The following is a 17,472-nucleotide window of genomic DNA, read 5'->3' on the forward strand; positions in this document are numbered from 1 at the left end:
TAAAGACTTAGAGGAAGTTTTTCATCAAGGGTGCGAGAACCAGACTCACCACGCTCATGAGCTTGATGAGGATGTTCAGGCTCGGTCCGGCCGTATCCTTGAAGGGATCTCCCACCGTATCTCCCACGACCGCAGCATGATGGGCTTCCGAGCCCTTGCCGCCGTGATTTCCGCCCTCGATGTACTTCTTCGCATTGTCCCAGGCACCCCCGGCATTGGACATGAACAGCGCCATCAGCACGCCGCTGGACGTCACGCCGGCAAGAACCCCCGCCAGCATCACCGGATTGCGCAGGATCAGGCCGAAGAAGACCGGCGTCAGAACAGCGAGAAGTCCCGGAGCAATCATCTGGCGAATGGCCGCGGCCGTGGAAATGTCCACGCAGCGGGCGTAATCCGCCCGAGCCTTGCCCTCGAGCAGGCCCGGAATCTCACGGAACTGCCGACGCACTTCTTCAATCATCTCGAAAGCCGCGCTTCCGACCGCCTTCATGGCGAAGGAGGAAAAGAGGAAGGGCAGCATGGCACCAATCAGGAGTCCCGTAACGATGGAAGGATCCAGAATGGAGGTGTCCTCGTAGCGGAGACCCACGGTCTGGCTGAAAGCAGAGAAGAGAGCCAGAGCCGTCAGGGCTGCAGAGCCAATGGCAAAACCCTTTCCAATGGCCGCCGTCGTGTTTCCGACCGCATCCAGCTTGTCCGTGCGCTCGCGCACTTCTGCGGGAAGCTCTGCCATCTCGGCACAGCCACCGGCGTTGTCAGCAATGGGTCCATAGGCGTCCACGGCCAGTTGAATGCCCGTGGTGGCCAGCATGCCAAGCGCCGCAATCGCGATGCCGTAGAGACCCGCCAACTGGAAAGAGAACTTAAGAGCCAAAGCAATGGCAATCACGGGAAGCGCCGTAGAGAGCATTCCCGTTCCCAGTCCGCTGATGAGGTTCGTGGCAGGACCCGTCTCGGAGGCCTTGGCAATCGCATGCGTGGGTCCCCGGTTTTCCGCAGTGTAGTACTCCGTAAAGAGCCCCACAAGAACTCCGGCCACCAGCCCGACGACAGTGGCTCCAAAGATATTCAGGGCTGACCAGGTACCTGTTCCCCCTGCAAAGTGCTCAGCAAGGAACCAGGTCAGGACAACCATGAGAATCGCAGCACCGAAGGTACCCATGTTCAGGGCAGTCTGGGGATTCCCCCCCTCCTTGACCCTCACGAAGAAGGTCCCGAGAATGGAAACCAGAATCCCGGCACCGGCGAGAACCAGGGGAAGCAACACATAGTTGAGACGAAGCTCAGGAGCGAGACTGCTCGCACCGGCTGCAAGAACCATGGCGCCGATGATCGAGCCGACATAACTCTCGAAAAGATCCGCTCCCATACCGGCAACATCGCCCACATTGTCGCCCACATTATCGGCAATGGTCGCCGGGTTGCGGGGATCGTCCTCGGGGATGCCTGCCTCGACCTTCCCCACCAGGTCTGCGCCCACATCGGCGGCCTTGGTGTAGATCCCTCCCCCCACGCGGGCGAAGAGGGCGATCGAGCTGGCACCCATGGCAAAGCCGGAGAGGATCTCCATGACAAAGCTCAGATCCGCCGTTCCGGAAGAACCGCCGTAGAGCCAGAAGAGCCCACTCAGCCCGATGACACCCAGACCCACCACGGCCATTCCCATGACAGCACCGCCGGAAAAGGCGACCTGCAGGGCTCCTGTCAGGCTCGTGCGAGCGGCCTGCGTGGTCCGCGTATTCGCGGCCGTCGCAACACGCATTCCAATATAGCCGGCGAGACCAGACGCCAGTGCCCCCACGACAAAGGAGACGGCGACCAGACCCTTGCCCGCTCCCCGGTTCGCCAGGAAGAGAAGGATCGCAACGGCCAGAACGAAAATGCCGAGAACCTTGTATTCACGGGAGAGAAAAGCCATGGCACCTTCGCGCACAGCCTTTCCAATCTCCATCATTTTCTCATCTCCGGGGTTCTGACGGTTGACCCAGGAGGACTTGTAGGCCGCAAACAGGAGGGCGAGAACGCCGGAGGCCAGTACCAGGGGGATTACCATGCTTACCTCTGTGGTTGGTGGTTCTTGCTATTCAGGACTCAATCATCAGGGGATTGAACCGCATGGCCGTCTTCTCCAGCCCTTCAGCCAGAAACATTTCGACAGCATCGGCAGCAGATTCGACAATCCGCCTCCCCCTGTCAAGTTCTTCCCCGTCAAAAGCGGAGAGGACATAATCGCTTACTTCGACTCCCTCCGGGGGACGGCCGATGCCAATCCTCAAACGAAGGAAGTCTTCACTTTGCAGTTCCCGGATCAGGGACTCAAGACCCCGATGCCCCCCGCTCCCCCCTCCCTGTTTCAGACGGATCCTTCCCAATGGAAGGTCCAGATCGTCACAGAGAACGAGAAAGCGATCGGCCGAAATTCCGGTTCGATCCCTGATCTCCAGGGCGGCCCGGCCACTGTGGTTCATGAAGGTCGTCGGTCTGGCCAGAAGGACATCGCCTCCGGGACTGGATAAGCGACTGCCTTCAAAAGAGCCTCGGCCGGGAAGGAAGGTCAGGTGCCTGCGGCGAAGAAGGTCTCCGAGAACCATGACCCCGAAATTGTGCCGGGTCGCCTGATATCGGCGACCCGGGTTTCCAAGACCCAGGATGACCCGGGTCAGATTCTGATCGTCAAGACGCTTCGAAGCAAAGAAGCGAAGGAGGCTATTCAGCATCTTCTTTGGAAGACCCTTCAGCAGTCTCTTCGCCCTCACCCTCAGCAGCCTCTTCCCCTTCCAGGCCTTCTTCGGGTTCTTCATCTTCTGCCTCGGTACTCAGGCGCGGAGGCGCACAGAGGACGACGGTCTGACTTTCATCGACCAGGAACTCCACATTGGGAACATCCAGGCTTCCCACATGGATAGAGTCATTGATTCCGAGTTCATTGATATCGATCTCAATGAAGTCGGGGATCTCACGGGGCAGGCAACTGACACTGACACTGCGCAGAACCTGCTCGACCGTGCCACCGAAATCCTTTGCACCAATGGCTTCACCGGTCAGGTAAATGGGAATGTCGACATTCAACTTCTGACCGAGCTGGACGCGCTGGAAATCGAGGTGGACATGCTTGCGGCTCACGGGATGGATCTGGTGTTCCCGGATAAGCGTGAGAATCGCTTCATTATCGTCGATTTCCAACTCAATCAGGAAGTTCCCGCCCTTGTGCAGACGAAACATGGTTTCCAGTTCCGTGTTGTTCAACTGGATGGACTCAGAAGGGACTCCGGCACCGTAGAGGTTGCCTGGAATCTGTCCGGAAGCACGCAGTTTGCGGGTGACAGACTTCCCCTTGCCCTGGCGGCTCTGGGCCTTGAGGGATACGGTTTTCATTTCACTCCTCATCGATCCGCCCCGGGCTCTCATGGCCGGGATACGGAAAGCTGGCAATGTCCCGGAAATCCGGGGGTCAAATAAACAAAGAACTTACAGACTCGGCATTATGAATACGTCGAATTGCCTCGGCAAGCAAGGGGGCAATGTCCAAAACCGTGCAATTTCTGGGAAATCTGGATTCCTCTATCCCCAGAGAATCGGTCACGGCAACGCTGGAAAGAGGCGATTCATCGATCCTGTCCTTGGCCGGGCCTGAAAAAACCGCATGGGTGGCGGTGGCGTGAACCGTCAAGGCTCCCTGATCCTTGCAGAGTTTCGAAGCCTCGACCAGAGTTCCGGCAGTGTCGATCATGTCGTCGAAGATAATGACATGTTTCTCTTCAACGCTGCCAATCAGATCCAGACACTCGGACACATTGGGAGCAGGGCGCCTCTTGTCCACAATCGCAAGGTCTGCACCCAGGCGCTTTGCGAAGGCTCGGGCCATCTTCACGCTTCCCACATCGGGAGCGACCACGGCCAGCGGCTCCAGATCCAGCTTGCGAACATGGTCGAGAAGAACCGGTGCGGCCAAAAGGTGGTCGAGAGGAAGATCAAAGAAACCCTGAATCTGCGGGGCATGAAGATCCATGGTGAGAACCCTGTCGGCCCCGGCACCGGCAATCAGGTTGGCCACGAGCTTCGCCGTAATGGGAACCCGCGGGCGATCCTTTCGATCCTGTCGCGCGTAGCCGAAGTAGGGAATCACTGCCGTAACACGATCGGCGGACGCTCTCTTACAGGCATCGATCATCATCAGGAGTTCCAGGAGGTTGTCAGCAGGCGCCGGAGTGGACTGCACGATAAAGGCATCCACGCCCCGGATATTCTCTCCCAGTTGCAGGTGGATTTCCCCGTCGCTGAACTTCTCCGCGGTGGTCTTCGTGAGTGGAAGCCCCAGGGAAGCGGCAATTCTGACTGAAAGGCTCTGACTGGCATTCCCCGACATCAGACGCAGATTGTCCCGGTTCCCGAACATCTCGTTCATCCCTCCACGGTGAAAATGAAATCACCGGCCAGGGCCGGTGATCATAGAATCAAAAGGTTGGGGCGGCAGGATTCGAACCTGCGATTGCCAGTACCAAAAACTGGTGACTTGCCACTTGTCCACGCCCCAGCAAAGGGACTAGTAATCATCGGTGCCGGAAGAAGCAAGAGCTTTTCCCTCCCGCTCCAGGCTCAGTTCCCTGGCATATTCGCCGAGTATCCTCGCCTCAATCCTCTGCCGGGTTTCATTGTTCACAGGATGGGCCACGTCCTGATAGGTTCCGTCATTTCTGCGACGGCTGGGCATGGCCACGAAAGTGCCGTTCGCGCCCTCGATAATCTTCAGACCCCTAACCACGAAGCTGTCCTCAAAGGTAATACTGGCGAAGGCCTTGAGCTTCTCGTCTTCCCTCAGAGAAATCCGGACTTCTGTGATTTCCATCGGATCTCCTGTCCTGCTTCCGTTTCTGCGGATTGAACGTGGCGTCAGACTGTCTCGCACCCTGCGCCCCCGGGATATGGGGCCGCCACCCGGCACTCCCACCGCTCTTTCAGGGCCTCACAAACTTCTTCTGCGCTCTTGATATCCGGGTAGGTGCCGAAAAGACAAGAGCCGCTTCCGGACATGGATACATGAACCGCGCCGGACTCCGTCAGGGCTTCTGCCGCCGTTCCCATGACCGGATAAGATGGGACTACTGCGTCTTCCAGCCGATTTTTGAGAACCATGGCGGGAGACGGGAAACGGGCAAGATACGCCTTAACTTGTTCCACCCTAATTCGATAGGAATGACGTGTCAAGCCCAATTTCACCTGCCCGAAAGCCCAGGTCGTGGAGACAGAGATCCCCGGAAACAGGAGGAGAAAGGCACCGCTGGACAGGGGAACAAGAGGCTCCAGGATCTCCCCTCGCCCCCGTCCGATGGCCGTGCCTCCCCGAAGGAAAAAGGGGACATCGCAACCAAGTTGCAGGGCCAGTTCCGCCATTTGATCCGGGGACAGCTTTAAGCTCCAGAGGCGCGAGATGGCCTTGAGTGTTGCTGCCGCATTACTGCTTCCTCCCCCGAGGCCGGATCCGGTAGGAATTCTCTTGTGGAGACGAACATTGAGTCCCTGTTCCCCAGGGGGTAGCAAGGGGCGCAGGATGTCCCAGGCCTGGCTGACCAGATTGTCCGGTCCGGTGGAAAGGGGAAGCCCCTCGACTTTCATGCGCAGGCCGTCGCGGCCTTTCACCTTGCTAAACTCAAGATCATCCCCGAAATCGATGGCCTGAAAGATGGTCTCCAGATCATGAAAACCATCGGACCGCTGGCGAATAACCTCGAGTCCAAGATTCAGTTTTGCCGGGGCAAATGCGCGAAGAGATTCCTGTGTCATCTAGGTACCCACACTGTAGAGGACGCTGAGAACATAGAGCAGGATGCCAAACTGAAGGGGGCGGTCCCGCAAAAACACTTCGGAGGGGTCTCCCCCGAGATCCCTTCGGTAGATCAGGTAGAAATATCGCATCACTCCATAGGTAACAAAGAAGGCACTGAGCAGGATGTCCTGCCCAAGATGTTCCACGGTCTGCGGCCAGAGTGTGTAGAGTGCATAGGACAGAAGAACCGCTGCTGCAGAAATGCTGAGAAGTTGATCCAGAAGAGGCGCGGTATAGTTTTTCAGGACCCTTCGATGAGACTCCGGCTTCTCCAAATGGAGAAGCTCACTTCGCCGCTTTGCAAATGCCAGAAAAAGGGCACCAAAGAAGGTGGTCACCAGAAGCCAGGGGCTGAGGAAGACAGAGCCGGAATCCGACACGCCGCTTCCCTCGAAACCGGCCACCATTTGAGGAGCCAGCACTGCCACCCCGGCTACGGCCCGCATCACAAAGTTCATCGCAATGCCAAAGACATCGAGAACGACCTGATGCTTCATCCAGGTGGAATAGAGCAGGTTCAGGAGGAAAAAAGCCAGGGCCAGTAAAAAGAAGTTCTTCCCGAGACTCCAGCTCCATACTAGTGCCAGTAAGACGAAAACGGGAAAGGCCGCTCGAAAGAGACCTTCACCCAAACGACCGGAAGCCATGGGGCGGTGACACTTCTTTGGATGACAGCGGTCCTGCTCCAGATCCAGTCGGTCGTTGAAAAGATAGACCGAGCCGGAGAGCAGGCAGAAAACAGCAAAGCCCTGAAAGGCAAGCAGAAGGGAATCCGGGTTGCCGGCCTGCCGGGCAAAGACAACTCCGAAAAGGAGGAGGAAGTTCTTCACCCACTGCCGCGGGCGCATTCCCTCGAAAAGGGCAAGGATTGCGGTCATTCTCCATTCTCCTGTTCCAGGTTCTTGCGATTGAGGATGTCGTGAATCTTGGTCACGAGAAGATCAATGGCAACCTCATTGTGTGCGCCCTCGGGGATAATGAGATCCGCGTATCGCTTGCTTGATTCAACAAACTGAAGATGCATGGGGCGCACCGTTGCCGTGTACTGCCGAATAATGGATTCCAGATCCCTCTCCCGACTCTTCACATCCCGCTGCAATCTCCGGATGAAACGCTCATCGGCATCCGCGTCGATAAAGATCCGGATGTCCATTCGGTCCCGAAGTCGCGCATCCTCCAGAACCAGAATGCCTTCGAGCAGGACAATGTCTCCGGGACCCATGGGCAAACCTTCCTCCTGACGGAGGTGCGTTTCATAGTCGTAGTTCGGCTGCACGATTCTGCGACCGGACTTCAGTTCATCAATGTGTGCGATCAGAAGGTCGGTTTCAAAGGCGGAAGGATGGTCGAAGTTCAACCCCGAGCGCTCTTCAAGGCTCATCTCCGGATAGTGCCGGTAATAGGAATCATGGCTGAGGATGAGCACGCGCTCATAGGGAAAGAAGCTTTGCACCTTGCGGGCCACGCTGGTCTTCCCCGAGCCACTACCCCCGGCAATTCCGATGACAACTGGATCACTCATTTCCCTCTCCCTGCATTCAGGCTATCAGGAGCAGCCTGTCCCTACAAGCCTTCCCTTTCCAGAATTTCATCCACCAGATCACAGAGCATGTGTCCAAGCGTGATATGAGCTTCCTGAATCCAGGCTGTTTCGGCGGAAGGAACCAGGAGGTTGCGCTCACAGAGAGCCAGAAGTTCTCCCCCATCCCGCCCGAGAAGAGCCAGAAGGGAGACTCCCTTCTCCTTCGCACTCTTCGCTGCGGAAACCAGGTTGGGACTCTGACCGCTCGTGGAAATCAAAATCAGGAGATCGCCCTTTTCCAGAAAACCCTCCACCTGTCGGGAGAAGACCTGATCGAATCCGTAGTCATTGGCAATGGAACTGAAGGTAGAGCTGTTGCAAGTGAGGCAATGAACCGCCCGGGCCGGACGCTCAATTCGGAATCGCCCCTCCATCTCAGCAGCAATGTGCTGGGCGTCGGCCGCACTCCCGCCGTTTCCGGCAAGGTAGACTCGGCCCCCTGCAGAGAGAACCTCCGCAATGGCTCTGGCGGAATCGAGAATGCCCTCTTCCATCTCCGAGAGCCTGGACAGGGTTTCCGCATGTCCTTCCAGATGCCGCCGGATTCTCCGGTTCAGATCCATCCCTCTTCCTCCATGTAACGTTCGAGCGCATTTTCCCAGTCCGGCAGGGCATGGCGAAAGGCTTCCAGCCTTCGTGTGGACAGGCGGCTGTCGGCAGGACGCGGGGCAGGAGTGGGATACTCCTCCGAAGAACAGGGCCTCACCCTGCTCTCGTCCAATCCCATCAACTGGGCGATTTTGCGGGCAAAGGCAAACCAGGTCGTTTCACCATGGTTGCTAAGATGGTAGATCCCACTCTCCTGCGATTCGGCAAGTGCCAGAATGCTCTGGGCCGCGTCCCGGGTGAAGGTGGGCCGCCCTTTCTGGTCGTCCACCACTTTCAGCTTCTCGCCCTCATTCAGCCTCAATGCAACACTGCGAACGAAATTCCTGCCCTGGGGACCGAAGAGCCAACTGAGGCGAATCGCAAGCCCCCCTGCTGAAAGGCAGGCCTCCTCGCCCAGGAGTTTCGAACGCCCGTACACTGTTGCGGGTCCTGTCGGGTCATCGACCTCGTAGGGCGCTCCCTTATTCCCGTCAAATACATAGTCGGTGCTGATATAGAGAAAGCGCCAGCCCGATTCCCCGGCCGCATCGGCGAGGAACTTCGTAGCCAGTCCATTGATCTGCAGGGCTTCTTTCTCCCGGGACTCACAGCCATCGACATCGGTCAGTGCCGCAGTGTGAAGGATGAGGTCCGGAGACTGGGAACGGATAAGGGCTACTGCCTCTTCCGGGTTTTCCAGCTTCCAGCGGGGCTGATCAAGCCCCAGGGCGAAATGCCCGCGGGCGGAAGCCTCCTCCAGAAGGCGGCGACCCAGCATGCCTCCCGATCCGGTCACCAGAATCCGCATTATCCCTCCAGGATCTTTGTGATCTCCGAGAGCATCTTGTCATACTCCTCAGCATCGGAAAGACCTGCTTGCGCCATGGCGGCGTTTCCCCCGCCCCGATTTCCCGTCGCCTCGGCTGCCTGTTTTACCAGATTTCCCGCATGGAAACGATCCGTCAGGGTATCGGGCACCAGAACCAGACAGGACAGCTTGCCCCCCGCATCAGCCAGAAGGACTGCCAATGAATCCCGGAGCTTTCCCCGCAGTGAGTCGGCCATGCTGCGAACGGTTTTCGGACTGTCAGCCTCGAGGCGCCCTTCAAAGAGTTCCAGTTCCCCCACCTTCCCCCGGGACTTCAGGATATCTTCACTGCCAGCGGCCGCCTGACGAGCCTGCAGGTTTTCATAGTCCTTTTGCAGCTTGCGAAGTCGCGCCTGAAGCTCCTCCACCTTTGCAGGAACCTCCTTCTCCGCTGACTTGAAAAAGCGGGAGAGGGAAACCAGGCTCTTGCCTCGGGAAGCAAAGAGGCGAATGGCCTCCTGTCCCGTCAGGGCCTCGATGCGGCGGATACCACTGGCGACACTGCTCTCGCCCAGAAGGAGGAAAGATCCGATGGAAGCACTTCCCTGAAGATGGGTTCCTCCGCAAAGTTCCGTCGAGACATCGCCGACACTCACCACACGGACTTCGTCTCCGTATTTTTCACCAAAGAGAGCCGTGGCGCCTTCGCGAAGTGCCTCGTCCCGGCTCATGAGCCGGGTTTTCACGGGGAGTCCCTCCAGAATCCAGTCGTTTACTTTCGACTCCAGCTTGTCGAGTTCTTCCTCCTGAAGGGCCCGTACATGATTGAAATCCAGGCGCAGACGATCCGGTCCCACCCAGCTTCCTGCCTGACTGGCTCCTTCGCCCAGAATGTCGCGAAGTGCTGCATGCAGAAGGTGCGTTGCCGTATGAGCGCGGGCCACGGCCTGACGATGCCCGGAGTCCACGCGGGCCTGAAGTGACGCAGCGGAAAGAAGAGACGGAAGATCCTCGTTTTTCAGGTCTTTCGGCAGACGAAGGCGGTGAAGGTGCCTTTCTCCCCTCTGGGCGACCTCCAGAACCTCCAGTTCGCGGCCGTCTGGCAAAAGCAAAACCCCCCGGTCGGAAACCTGTCCTCCGGCCGCTGCATAGAAGGGAGAAGGGCTCAGGGACAGTTCGGCCTGTCCCTCTTCCAGGAGACGGAACTCTCCGACCCTGCTCTCGGCTTCCAGACTCTCGTAGCCCAGAAAACAGGGATCTCCGACATCACAGAGCTTCTCGAATTCCGCTTCCTGAAGTCCCGGGTCCTCTCCCTCGAACTGGCTGGAACCCTTGGAGAGACTCCGGTCTGCCTCCAGGGCATTCCGGTACGCTTCCTCGTCCACCTGAAAGCCTTCTTCCCCGGCCATCTCACAAGTCATTTCCCAGGGAATGCCAAAGGTGCTGTAGAGACGAAAAACCTCTTCGCCCGGGAGCATGGCAGTCCCTGAAGCACGGGCTGCCTCGATCATCTCCCGGTAGCGTCCCACGCCCTGCTCAAGAGTCTTCAGAAAACTCTCTTCCTCGGACTTCACCAGATCGGCGACCAGATTCTGCTTCTCCCGCAACTCGGGATAGAAGTCGCCCATGAGTGATGCTACTTCTGCGGGCAGGCGATAGAGAAACGGCTCGTGGACATCGAGAGTCCTGAGCGACATCATCGCACGGCGCAGAATTCTTCGAAGCACGTATCCCCTGCCCACATTGGAAGGCACCAGACCTTCGGACAGGGTAAAGGCCAGTGTCCGGGAGTGGTCCGCCACGCGCCGAAGCGCGACCAGTGCTTCGCCCTCATCCGGCCCATCGTATCCGCTGAGTTCCCGGATCCGGTCCATGAGTGGAGTAAAGAGATCGGTTTCAAAGACATTGGTCTTGCCCTGCAACATCAGGAGCATTCGTTCAAGTCCGGATCCCATGTCGATGCCCCGGTTCGGCAGTTCCGGACGGGAGCCGTCGGGCTGCTGGTCGAACTGGGGAAAGACGGAGTTCCAGACTTCCACATAGCGATCATCGAGTCCCGGCCCGCCGCCGATCTGTCCGCCGGCCGCTTCGGGACCGAGATCATAGTAAATCTCACTGCTGGCACCGCAAGCTCCGGTATCTCCGGCCGGACCCCAGAAATTGTCTTCTGCTCCGAGGCGAACAATTCGATCTGCGGGGAAGCCCACTTTTTTCCAGATCTCTTCTGCGTCATCATCCTCCTGAAAGACGGAAACCCAGAGCCGGGAGCGGTCCACATCCAGCTCTCCGAAGAACTCCCAGGCCATGGCAATGGCCTCTTCCTTGAAATAGTCACCGAAACTGAACTGTCCGAGCATTTCGAAGAAGGTCAGATGCCGGGGACTGTGCCCCACGTTCTCAAGATCGCTGTCCTTGCCACCCGCCCGAAGGCACTTCTGGATCGTGGTGGCCCGCCGGTAGGGCAGATCGCCCGTGGTCGAATAGAAGGATTTGAACTGCACCATTCCGGCAGTCGTAAACAGAAGGGTCGGGTCTTCGGCCGGGACGAGGCTGGAACTGGGTACATGCCGATGCCCACGCTCGACAAAGAAATTGAGAAACAGCTTTCTCAGTTCAACATGGGTCATTCTTCAAACTCCTCCATCTCCAGGTCTTCCCGATACAGGGGCAGACAGAGTTCCCGAACCAGGGCACCCGGGAAACCCCGGCGTGAGAGATAGGACGACAATCTGCGAACCCGGGAGGGTCCGGCGAGAGGAAGAAGGGACGGAAGTCTTCGAAGCACAAGACGCTTTGCCATTTCCCGGAGCAATTCCTCATCCCGAATGGAATCGGACACCTCCGAGGCGATCTCTGCAGGAATCCCCCGCTGCCTCAATCTGTCACGGAGGCGCGGGGGGCCGACAGGATCTTTCCGGATGTGCCAGTCCCTCACCTTTTCGGCAAGGGCCCGGTCATCGACCAGGCCCCGACCTATCAGTTCCTGCAGGATCTCATCAATCTCCGGAGCTTCACAGTTCCACTGACGGAGACGATCCCCGATTTCCTTCTCGCTTCGATCCCGCCTGGCCAGATATTCGAGAATCCTCAGGCGTGGATCCATGGCTCCGGCTGCCCGGCTCATCCGCCGCGGGCCTTGGCCTTCCCGGCCTGTTCCTCGCCGGCCTCTTTCTTTTCCTCCGAAGGAGCGGCTTCCTCATCCCCGGCAATCAGCCCGAAATGACGACGAAGTTTCTCATGGATCTCATCGCGCATTTCGCTCTGTTCGATCAGGAAGCGGCGGGTGTTTTCCTTGCCCTGACCCAGACGAACATCACCGTAGCTGAACCAGGTGCCACTCTTCTGAATCAGTTCCGCTTTCACTCCCAGATCGACAAGATCACTTTCCAGACTGAAGCCCTCACCATAGTAGAGGTCAAACTCCGCAATGCGGAAGGGCGGGGCCACCTTGTTCTTTACGACCTTGACCTTCGTGCGATTGCCGATGATCTCTTCCCCCTGCTTGAGGGCCTGGATGCGTCGGATGTCCATGCGCACGGAACTGTAGAACTTGAGGGCATTTCCACCAGTCGTAGTCTCCGGGTTGCCGAACATGACCCCGATCTTCATGCGGATCTGGTTGATGAAGACCAGGGAGGTTCTGCTCCGCGAGATAGCAGCGGTCAGTTTCCTCAGGGCCTGGCTCATGAGCCTTGCCTGAAGTCCCATGTGACTGTCGCCCATCTCTCCCTCGATTTCGGCCGCGGGAACCAGAGCCGCCACCGAGTCGACCACGATGACATCGAGGGCTCCTGAACGAATCAGCACCTCGGTGATTTCCAGGGCCTGCTCGCCGGTGTCCGGCTGGCTGACCAGAAGTTCGTCCACATCGACACCGAGTTTGCGGGCATACTGGGGGTCCATGGCATGTTCGGCATCCACAAAGGCGGCAGAGCCACCCTCTTTCTGGGCCTGGGCGATTATGCTCAGGGCCAGCGTGGTCTTGCCGGAGCTTTCGGGGCCATAAATCTCCACTACCCGACCGCGGGGAACTCCCCCCACGCCAAGGGCCAGATCCAGTGACAGGGAGCCCGTGGAAATCGTTTCGATATCCGTCAGCCCGGCACCTTCGCCAAGCTTCATGATCGATCCCTTCCCGAACTGTTTCTCAATGGAGTCGAGGGCCAGATCGAGAGCTTTCTTCTTGCCGTTCTGCTGCGTGTTCGCCATGCGGTTTCTCCTTGAGGTGCGGACCTCGGCGGCCCGTTCCAGACGGCTCATCTTCCTCACCGAAACTAGCATCCGGCCGGATGAGCGTCAAAAACATTTCGAGGCGGAATGGCAGTTTTCGTGCCGGAGAAAGTCCCGCCCCGGAGGCTTTCAGCGGGAAAGTCTGCCCAGAAGGTGGTCAGGGAGACAGGGAATTGTCTTCCCGGAGAGTTTTCCACAGAAGAGTCAGGGCTGTTTGCACGGCCAGACGACGATTGTCTTCGCGCTCGCGGGAGAAAAGCCGCTGCAGGTGCAGGCTTGTCCCGGGGCCCTCCAGAGCGAAGTGGACCGTTCCGATCGGCTTCTTTCGACTGCCTCCCCCGGGACCAGCAATGCCCGTAATGGAAATAGCCCAGTCGCAGGAAAGCCGCTCCCGAAGTCCGCTCGCCATGAAACGGGCCGCAGCCTCGCTCACGGCCCCCTCCTCTTCCAGTATGTCGCCGGGAACTCCGAGCAGACATTCCTTTGCATGGTTCGAATAGCTCTCGACCCCGCCAAGAAAGACCTCGCTGCTCCCCTGGACGCGCGTGATGTGTGCCCCGGCCATTCCCCCGGTGCAGCTCTCTGCCAGACCCAGAGTTTCCCCTCGCGACTTCAGAAGTTGGACCAGACATTCCTCCAGCGACTGGCCATCCATTGACAGAAGCCAGGGCTGAAGCATCGCAGCAAGGGCTTCCCTGCCCGGGAAATCCCGGGGCAGGCGAAGGCGGATCCCCTCAAGAGAGGGGTAAAAACCCAGTTGTTCCAGATCGGGAAAACCCTCGAGGAGTGTGGCCAGTCGATCCTCGCCGATTCCAATCAGTCTCCAGTGGCTGGCTTCATCCTCTATGGCAGGGAACAGTGACTCGCAGATGGCGCGAAACTCCGCGGGAACTCCGGGAAGAACCAGCAGGAAACCCTCCGATTTCTCAAGCAGAAGAGCGGGGGCCGAACCCACGGGATTCGCAAGAGGGCGAAAGCCTTCGGGCAGGAGGGCCTGGCGATGCGTATGCGAGGTAAAGGATTTCCCCCGGCGTTTTTCCAGGGCCTGGATCATGGCAAGAGCTTCGGGATCTTCCCGCAAGGGGCGACCGAGCGATTCTGCAATCTGCTCACGGCTGCGATCGTCCTCGGTCGGCCCGAGACCGCCTCCCACAATGAGAACCCCGCCCTCTTCTTGCCAACGGGACAGGACCTCGGGAAACCTTCGGCCACGATCCCCTCCCTGCTCGATAGACTCGGGAACATGGCCCAGGGCGGAAAGCCGGGAAGCCAGCCAGGGAGAGTTCGTATCCGGATGATCCCCGCGAAGCAACTCGTCTCCGAGAGCCAGAATACGGATCGGCGCGAGCAGCTTGGCGGCTAGATCCAGGGAATCCATAGAGAGAGAATCTTCAGGGAGAGAAAGGTATAGATGCCTGCCATCAGATCATCGGCGACAATTCCCCAACCGGAAGGCAATCCTTCCAGACGCTTTCCCGGCCAGACTTTTGCGATGTCAAAAAAGCGAAAGAGGAAGAAGGCGACAATCAGAAGTCGCCAGATCCCCGCTGTGGAAAGGTCCACTCCCAGCAGTGCCAGAGGGAGCAGAAAGCCGGCCACCTCATCAATCGTGCACTCGGAGGGATCCTTCCCGTAGTCCGCTTCCATTCGGGAGGCGATGGGAACAGAGATGAAAAGGGCGATCAGGGTGTAGAGTCGAAGATCCGTCGCCCCCGGCTGAAAGACGATCAGCAAGAGCAGGAGGAATGCGGTGCTCACCGTGGCCGGAGCGAAGGGAAACATCCCGGTAAAGGCCGTGCTTCCCAGGAAGTGAAGAATTCTTCTCATGCTTACCTCAGACTTTCACGCGCCCCTCAAAGGCGCGGGACAGGGTAGCCTCATCCAGATACTCAAGGCTCGATCCCACGGGAAGCCCTCGCGCAAGGCGCGAAACCTTCACCGGCAGATCCTCCAGAAGTCCGGAGAGGTAGAGAGAAGTCGTCTCGCCTTCAACCCCGGCCGAAAGGGCCAGGACCACTTCGGAGATCTTCTCCACCTTTACTCTCGAAATCAGGGCATTGATAGAAAGATCTTCCGGGCGAATCCCGTCGAGAGGGCTGATCACTCCCCCGAGGACATGGTAGTAGCCGCGATAGACAGTACTCTTTTCCAGACTGATTACTTCCACGGGCTGTTCCACCACGCAAAGGAGGGAAGAATCCCGCCGAGTGTCCATGCAAAGAGGACAGAGGCGTGTCTCGGAGTAGAATCCACAACGCTCGCAGAATCCGAGATTCTCCCGCACTTCCAGCAAGAGGGAGGAAAGCTCCCGGCTTTCCTCTTCTTCACTGTGAAGCAGATGCAGGGCAATCCTCTGCGCTCCCCGTTCGCCAATCCCCGGCAAGCGGGTCAGGCGGCGAATCAGGCGGCTGAGCAGAGGACTGACGAAATCCACGCTACATCCCCGGGATGCCCATGTCGGAAACCAGGGGACCGAGCTTCTCCTGGCTGGCCTTCTTGGCCTTCTCCTGAGCTTCGTTGACCGCAGAGACCAGAGCCTTCTCCAGCTTCTTGCGGTTCCCGGATTCGAAGGCTTCCTCGGAGATGCTAACGGAAAGGGTTTCCATGGCACCGTTGACTTCAACGGTCACCAGATCCCCCGAACTTGCCTCAAAACGACAACGCTTGAGTTCCTTCTGCACCTTGTCCATCTGTCGTTTCATCTGCTGAGCCTGAACCAGCATCTTTCCAATGTTCTTCAAATCTGTCCTTTCAGGATTCGATGATTTCGCCGTCAAACTTTTCCAGAATACCCTGAACCAGATCGTTGCCAGAGTAGTCCTTGCGATCCTGTTTGCGCCTGGCTCCTTCAGCCCTTTCGCTGGAAACCCGGTCGCGGGCTTCCGGGGCACTGTCGAGGTCGAGACGAACTTCTCTCTTTTCGCCGAAAACCTCGAGGAACCTTTCCTGCAGCAGGGTCTTGTCGGCAGGGCTGTCGAGGAAGCCATGGAAGTGCCTTGCAAAACGGATCGAGAAACTCCTGGCTGTGACCTCTCCCGGGCTGGCCTTCTCCAGGAAGTTCCCCTTGAGCATATTGCTCTCCTTGACCACGCTGACAAAGTGCGGCCAGGCGGCCCGGAAACCATCACCGCTGAGAGGATACTGAGCAGGGGAAACTTCCTTTTTCTTCTCATTGGGTGCGGGAGCGGGCTTTGCAGGGTGACTCTCCCGTTTCCGCCCGCCGGAATCCATGCCCCCGGAAACAGCGGAATTCTTCAGCAGGGCCATCACCTCGGAGAGCATAACCCGGCTCTCAAAGCGAGCCAGTTCAATGACCAAAGCTTCGAGCAGCACCCGGGGACGGCTGGCGTAACGAATCTGGTCTGCGCGATCTCCGAGGAGCCGGGTCAGGTAAAGCAGATCCTCCGCCTTGAAATCCCCTGCATACTTCTGGCAGGCCTCTCGCTCTTCCCGACCCATCTCGCCTTCGAGCAGGGCAGGATCATGCTTGAGGAGAAGGAGGTTGCGGAAGTGTCCGGACAGGCCCAGCGCAAAGTCCCGGGGCGAAACCCCGGAGTCGAGAACCTGGTTCATGGCCCGAATGGCGGCGGCACCGTCCCGCTCGAGACAGGCCTCCGTCAGTTGGAAGAAATGGTCAAAGCGGGGCAGGCCGAGAATCTCGATCACCTGCTCCATGCTGATCTCGCCCTCAATAGAAGCAATCACCTGGTCGAGGAGCGTCAATCCATCGCGCATGCTGCCATCGGCCTTGCGTGCAATCGCAAGAGTCACGCCTTCTGCCGAAGGGATCTTCTCCCGAGACAGAATCTGGTCGAGGTGTCCCGCGATTTCATCGGCGCCCAGAAGCCGAAAGGAGAAACACTGGCAGCGGGAGCGGATGGTCGGAATGATCTTCTCCAACTCCGTGGTAGCCAGCACAAAAACCACTCCCGGAGGCGGTTCTTCCAGAGTTTTGAGAAGAGCATTGGCCGCATCGCCGGTGATCTGGTGGGCCTCATCGATGATGTAGATGCGGTGGCGACCCTCCAGAGCGCTAAGCCCCACTTCCTCCCGAATGCGCCGGATGTCCTCAATGGAACGATTGCTCGCCGCATCAATCTCCTGCACCGCAAGGCTGCTCCCGGCCAGAATCCCCTGGCAGGAATTGCAGCTTCCGCAGGGCTCCTCGCCCTCCGGGTTTTCGCAGTTGAGAACTTTGGCGAGAAGGCGAGCAGTGGTCGTTTTGCCACAGCCCCGGGGACCAGAGAAAAGATAGGCCTGGGCAAGGCGCTCCTGCCGCAAGGCCCCCTGAAGAACGGAACTGACATGATCCTGGCCCACCAGATCCCCGAATCGCTGGGGACGCCATTTCAGAGCGAGGACCTTGTAGTCCATAGGTCGCCTTTCTCCTGGTGCTTGCGGCTCAGGGATGCGGGGCCTCCGCAATGCCTTCGGCAA

Annotated in this window: 18 protein-coding genes and 1 tRNA gene; all 19 read right to left on the reverse strand. The window is 58.4% G+C overall.

Annotated elements, in window-relative coordinates:
- Positions 1–7: 7 nt before the first annotated feature.
- The 19 genes from QGH30_04850 to dnaX all read right to left on the reverse strand — a co-directional run bounded on the left by QGH30_04850 (position 8) and on the right by dnaX (position 17,409).
- The gene (locus QGH30_04850) at positions 8–2,056 is read right to left on the reverse strand and encodes a sodium-translocating pyrophosphatase (GenBank protein ID MDP7021666.1); all 2,049 of its coding nucleotides are present in this window, start codon (positions 2,054–2,056) and stop codon (positions 8–10) included.
- Between the two features lie 31 nt (positions 2,057–2,087).
- The gene (gene pth, locus QGH30_04855) at positions 2,088–2,720 is read right to left on the reverse strand and encodes an aminoacyl-tRNA hydrolase (protein MDP7021667.1); all 633 of its coding nucleotides are present in this window, start codon (positions 2,718–2,720) and stop codon (positions 2,088–2,090) included.
- On the reverse strand, positions 2,710–3,378 hold the full coding sequence (locus QGH30_04860) for a 50S ribosomal protein L25 (GenBank protein ID MDP7021668.1): 669 nt from the start codon (positions 3,376–3,378) through the stop codon (positions 2,710–2,712). The genes pth and QGH30_04860 overlap by 11 nt, the downstream gene beginning before the upstream one ends.
- A 76-nt stretch (positions 3,379–3,454) precedes the next feature.
- Positions 3,455–4,399, reverse strand: a complete 945-nt coding sequence (locus QGH30_04865) for a ribose-phosphate pyrophosphokinase (GenBank protein MDP7021669.1) — start codon at positions 4,397–4,399, stop codon at positions 3,455–3,457.
- A gap of 66 nt (positions 4,400–4,465) precedes the next feature.
- Positions 4,466–4,537, reverse strand: a tRNA-Gln gene (locus QGH30_04870).
- Positions 4,538–4,546: 9 nt separating this feature from the next.
- Positions 4,547–4,849 carry a septation regulator SpoVG gene (gene spoVG / locus QGH30_04875; protein MDP7021670.1) on the reverse strand — a complete coding sequence of 101 codons (303 nt, stop codon included), beginning with the start codon at positions 4,847–4,849 and terminating at the stop codon, positions 4,547–4,549.
- A 44-nt stretch (positions 4,850–4,893) separates the two neighbouring features.
- On the reverse strand, positions 4,894–5,784 hold the full coding sequence (gene ispE, locus QGH30_04880; protein ID MDP7021671.1) for a 4-(cytidine 5'-diphospho)-2-C-methyl-D-erythritol kinase: 891 nt from the start codon (positions 5,782–5,784) through the stop codon (positions 4,894–4,896).
- Positions 5,785–6,705, reverse strand: coding sequence for a UbiA prenyltransferase family protein (locus tag QGH30_04885; protein MDP7021672.1), 921 nt, complete (start codon positions 6,703–6,705; stop codon positions 5,785–5,787).
- Positions 6,702–7,349: a uridine kinase gene (gene udk, locus QGH30_04890; GenBank protein MDP7021673.1), complete on the reverse strand. Its 648-nt coding sequence runs from the start codon at positions 7,347–7,349 to the stop codon at positions 6,702–6,704. The genes QGH30_04885 and udk overlap by 4 nt, the downstream gene beginning before the upstream one ends.
- Before the next feature lie 41 nt (positions 7,350–7,390).
- Entirely contained in the window at positions 7,391–7,972 is a 582-nt protein-coding gene (locus tag QGH30_04895; protein ID MDP7021674.1) for an SIS domain-containing protein, read from the reverse strand.
- On the reverse strand, positions 7,963–8,805 hold the full coding sequence (gene rfbD, locus QGH30_04900; GenBank protein MDP7021675.1) for a dTDP-4-dehydrorhamnose reductase: 843 nt from the start codon (positions 8,803–8,805) through the stop codon (positions 7,963–7,965). The genes QGH30_04895 and rfbD overlap by 10 nt, the downstream gene beginning before the upstream one ends.
- Positions 8,805–11,432, reverse strand: coding sequence for an alanine--tRNA ligase (alaS, locus tag QGH30_04905; GenBank protein MDP7021676.1), 2,628 nt, complete (start codon positions 11,430–11,432; stop codon positions 8,805–8,807). The genes rfbD and alaS overlap by 1 nt, the downstream gene beginning before the upstream one ends.
- Entirely contained in the window at positions 11,429–11,929 is a 501-nt protein-coding gene (locus QGH30_04910) for a RecX family transcriptional regulator (protein MDP7021677.1), read from the reverse strand. The genes alaS and QGH30_04910 overlap by 4 nt, the downstream gene beginning before the upstream one ends.
- Complete coding sequence (gene recA / locus QGH30_04915; GenBank protein ID MDP7021678.1) at positions 11,926–13,014, reverse strand: recombinase RecA; 1,089 nt, start codon at positions 13,012–13,014, stop codon at positions 11,926–11,928. The genes QGH30_04910 and recA overlap by 4 nt, the downstream gene beginning before the upstream one ends.
- Positions 13,015–13,192: 178 nt before the next feature.
- Positions 13,193–14,413: a nicotinamide-nucleotide amidohydrolase family protein gene (locus QGH30_04920; GenBank protein MDP7021679.1), complete on the reverse strand. Its 1,221-nt coding sequence runs from the start codon at positions 14,411–14,413 to the stop codon at positions 13,193–13,195.
- A complete protein-coding gene (locus tag QGH30_04925) occupies positions 14,395–14,862 on the reverse strand; it encodes a phosphatidylglycerophosphatase A (GenBank protein MDP7021680.1) in 468 nt (155 codons plus the stop codon). The genes QGH30_04920 and QGH30_04925 overlap by 19 nt, the downstream gene beginning before the upstream one ends.
- A gap of 7 nt (positions 14,863–14,869) precedes the next feature.
- The gene (gene recR / locus QGH30_04930) at positions 14,870–15,469 is read right to left on the reverse strand and encodes a recombination mediator RecR (GenBank protein MDP7021681.1); all 600 of its coding nucleotides are present in this window, start codon (positions 15,467–15,469) and stop codon (positions 14,870–14,872) included.
- Between the two features lies 1 nt (position 15,470).
- The gene (locus QGH30_04935; protein MDP7021682.1) at positions 15,471–15,812 is read right to left on the reverse strand and encodes a YbaB/EbfC family nucleoid-associated protein; all 342 of its coding nucleotides are present in this window, start codon (positions 15,810–15,812) and stop codon (positions 15,471–15,473) included.
- Complete coding sequence (gene dnaX, locus QGH30_04940; protein MDP7021683.1) at positions 15,787–17,409, reverse strand: DNA polymerase III subunit gamma/tau; 1,623 nt, start codon at positions 17,407–17,409, stop codon at positions 15,787–15,789. The genes QGH30_04935 and dnaX overlap by 26 nt, the downstream gene beginning before the upstream one ends.
- Between the last annotated feature and the right edge of the window lie 63 nt (positions 17,410–17,472).

It is taken from the genome of Candidatus Krumholzibacteriia bacterium, from assembly GCA_030748535.1.
Lineage (GTDB): Bacteria > Krumholzibacteriota > Krumholzibacteriia > JACNKJ01 > JACNKJ01 > JASMLU01.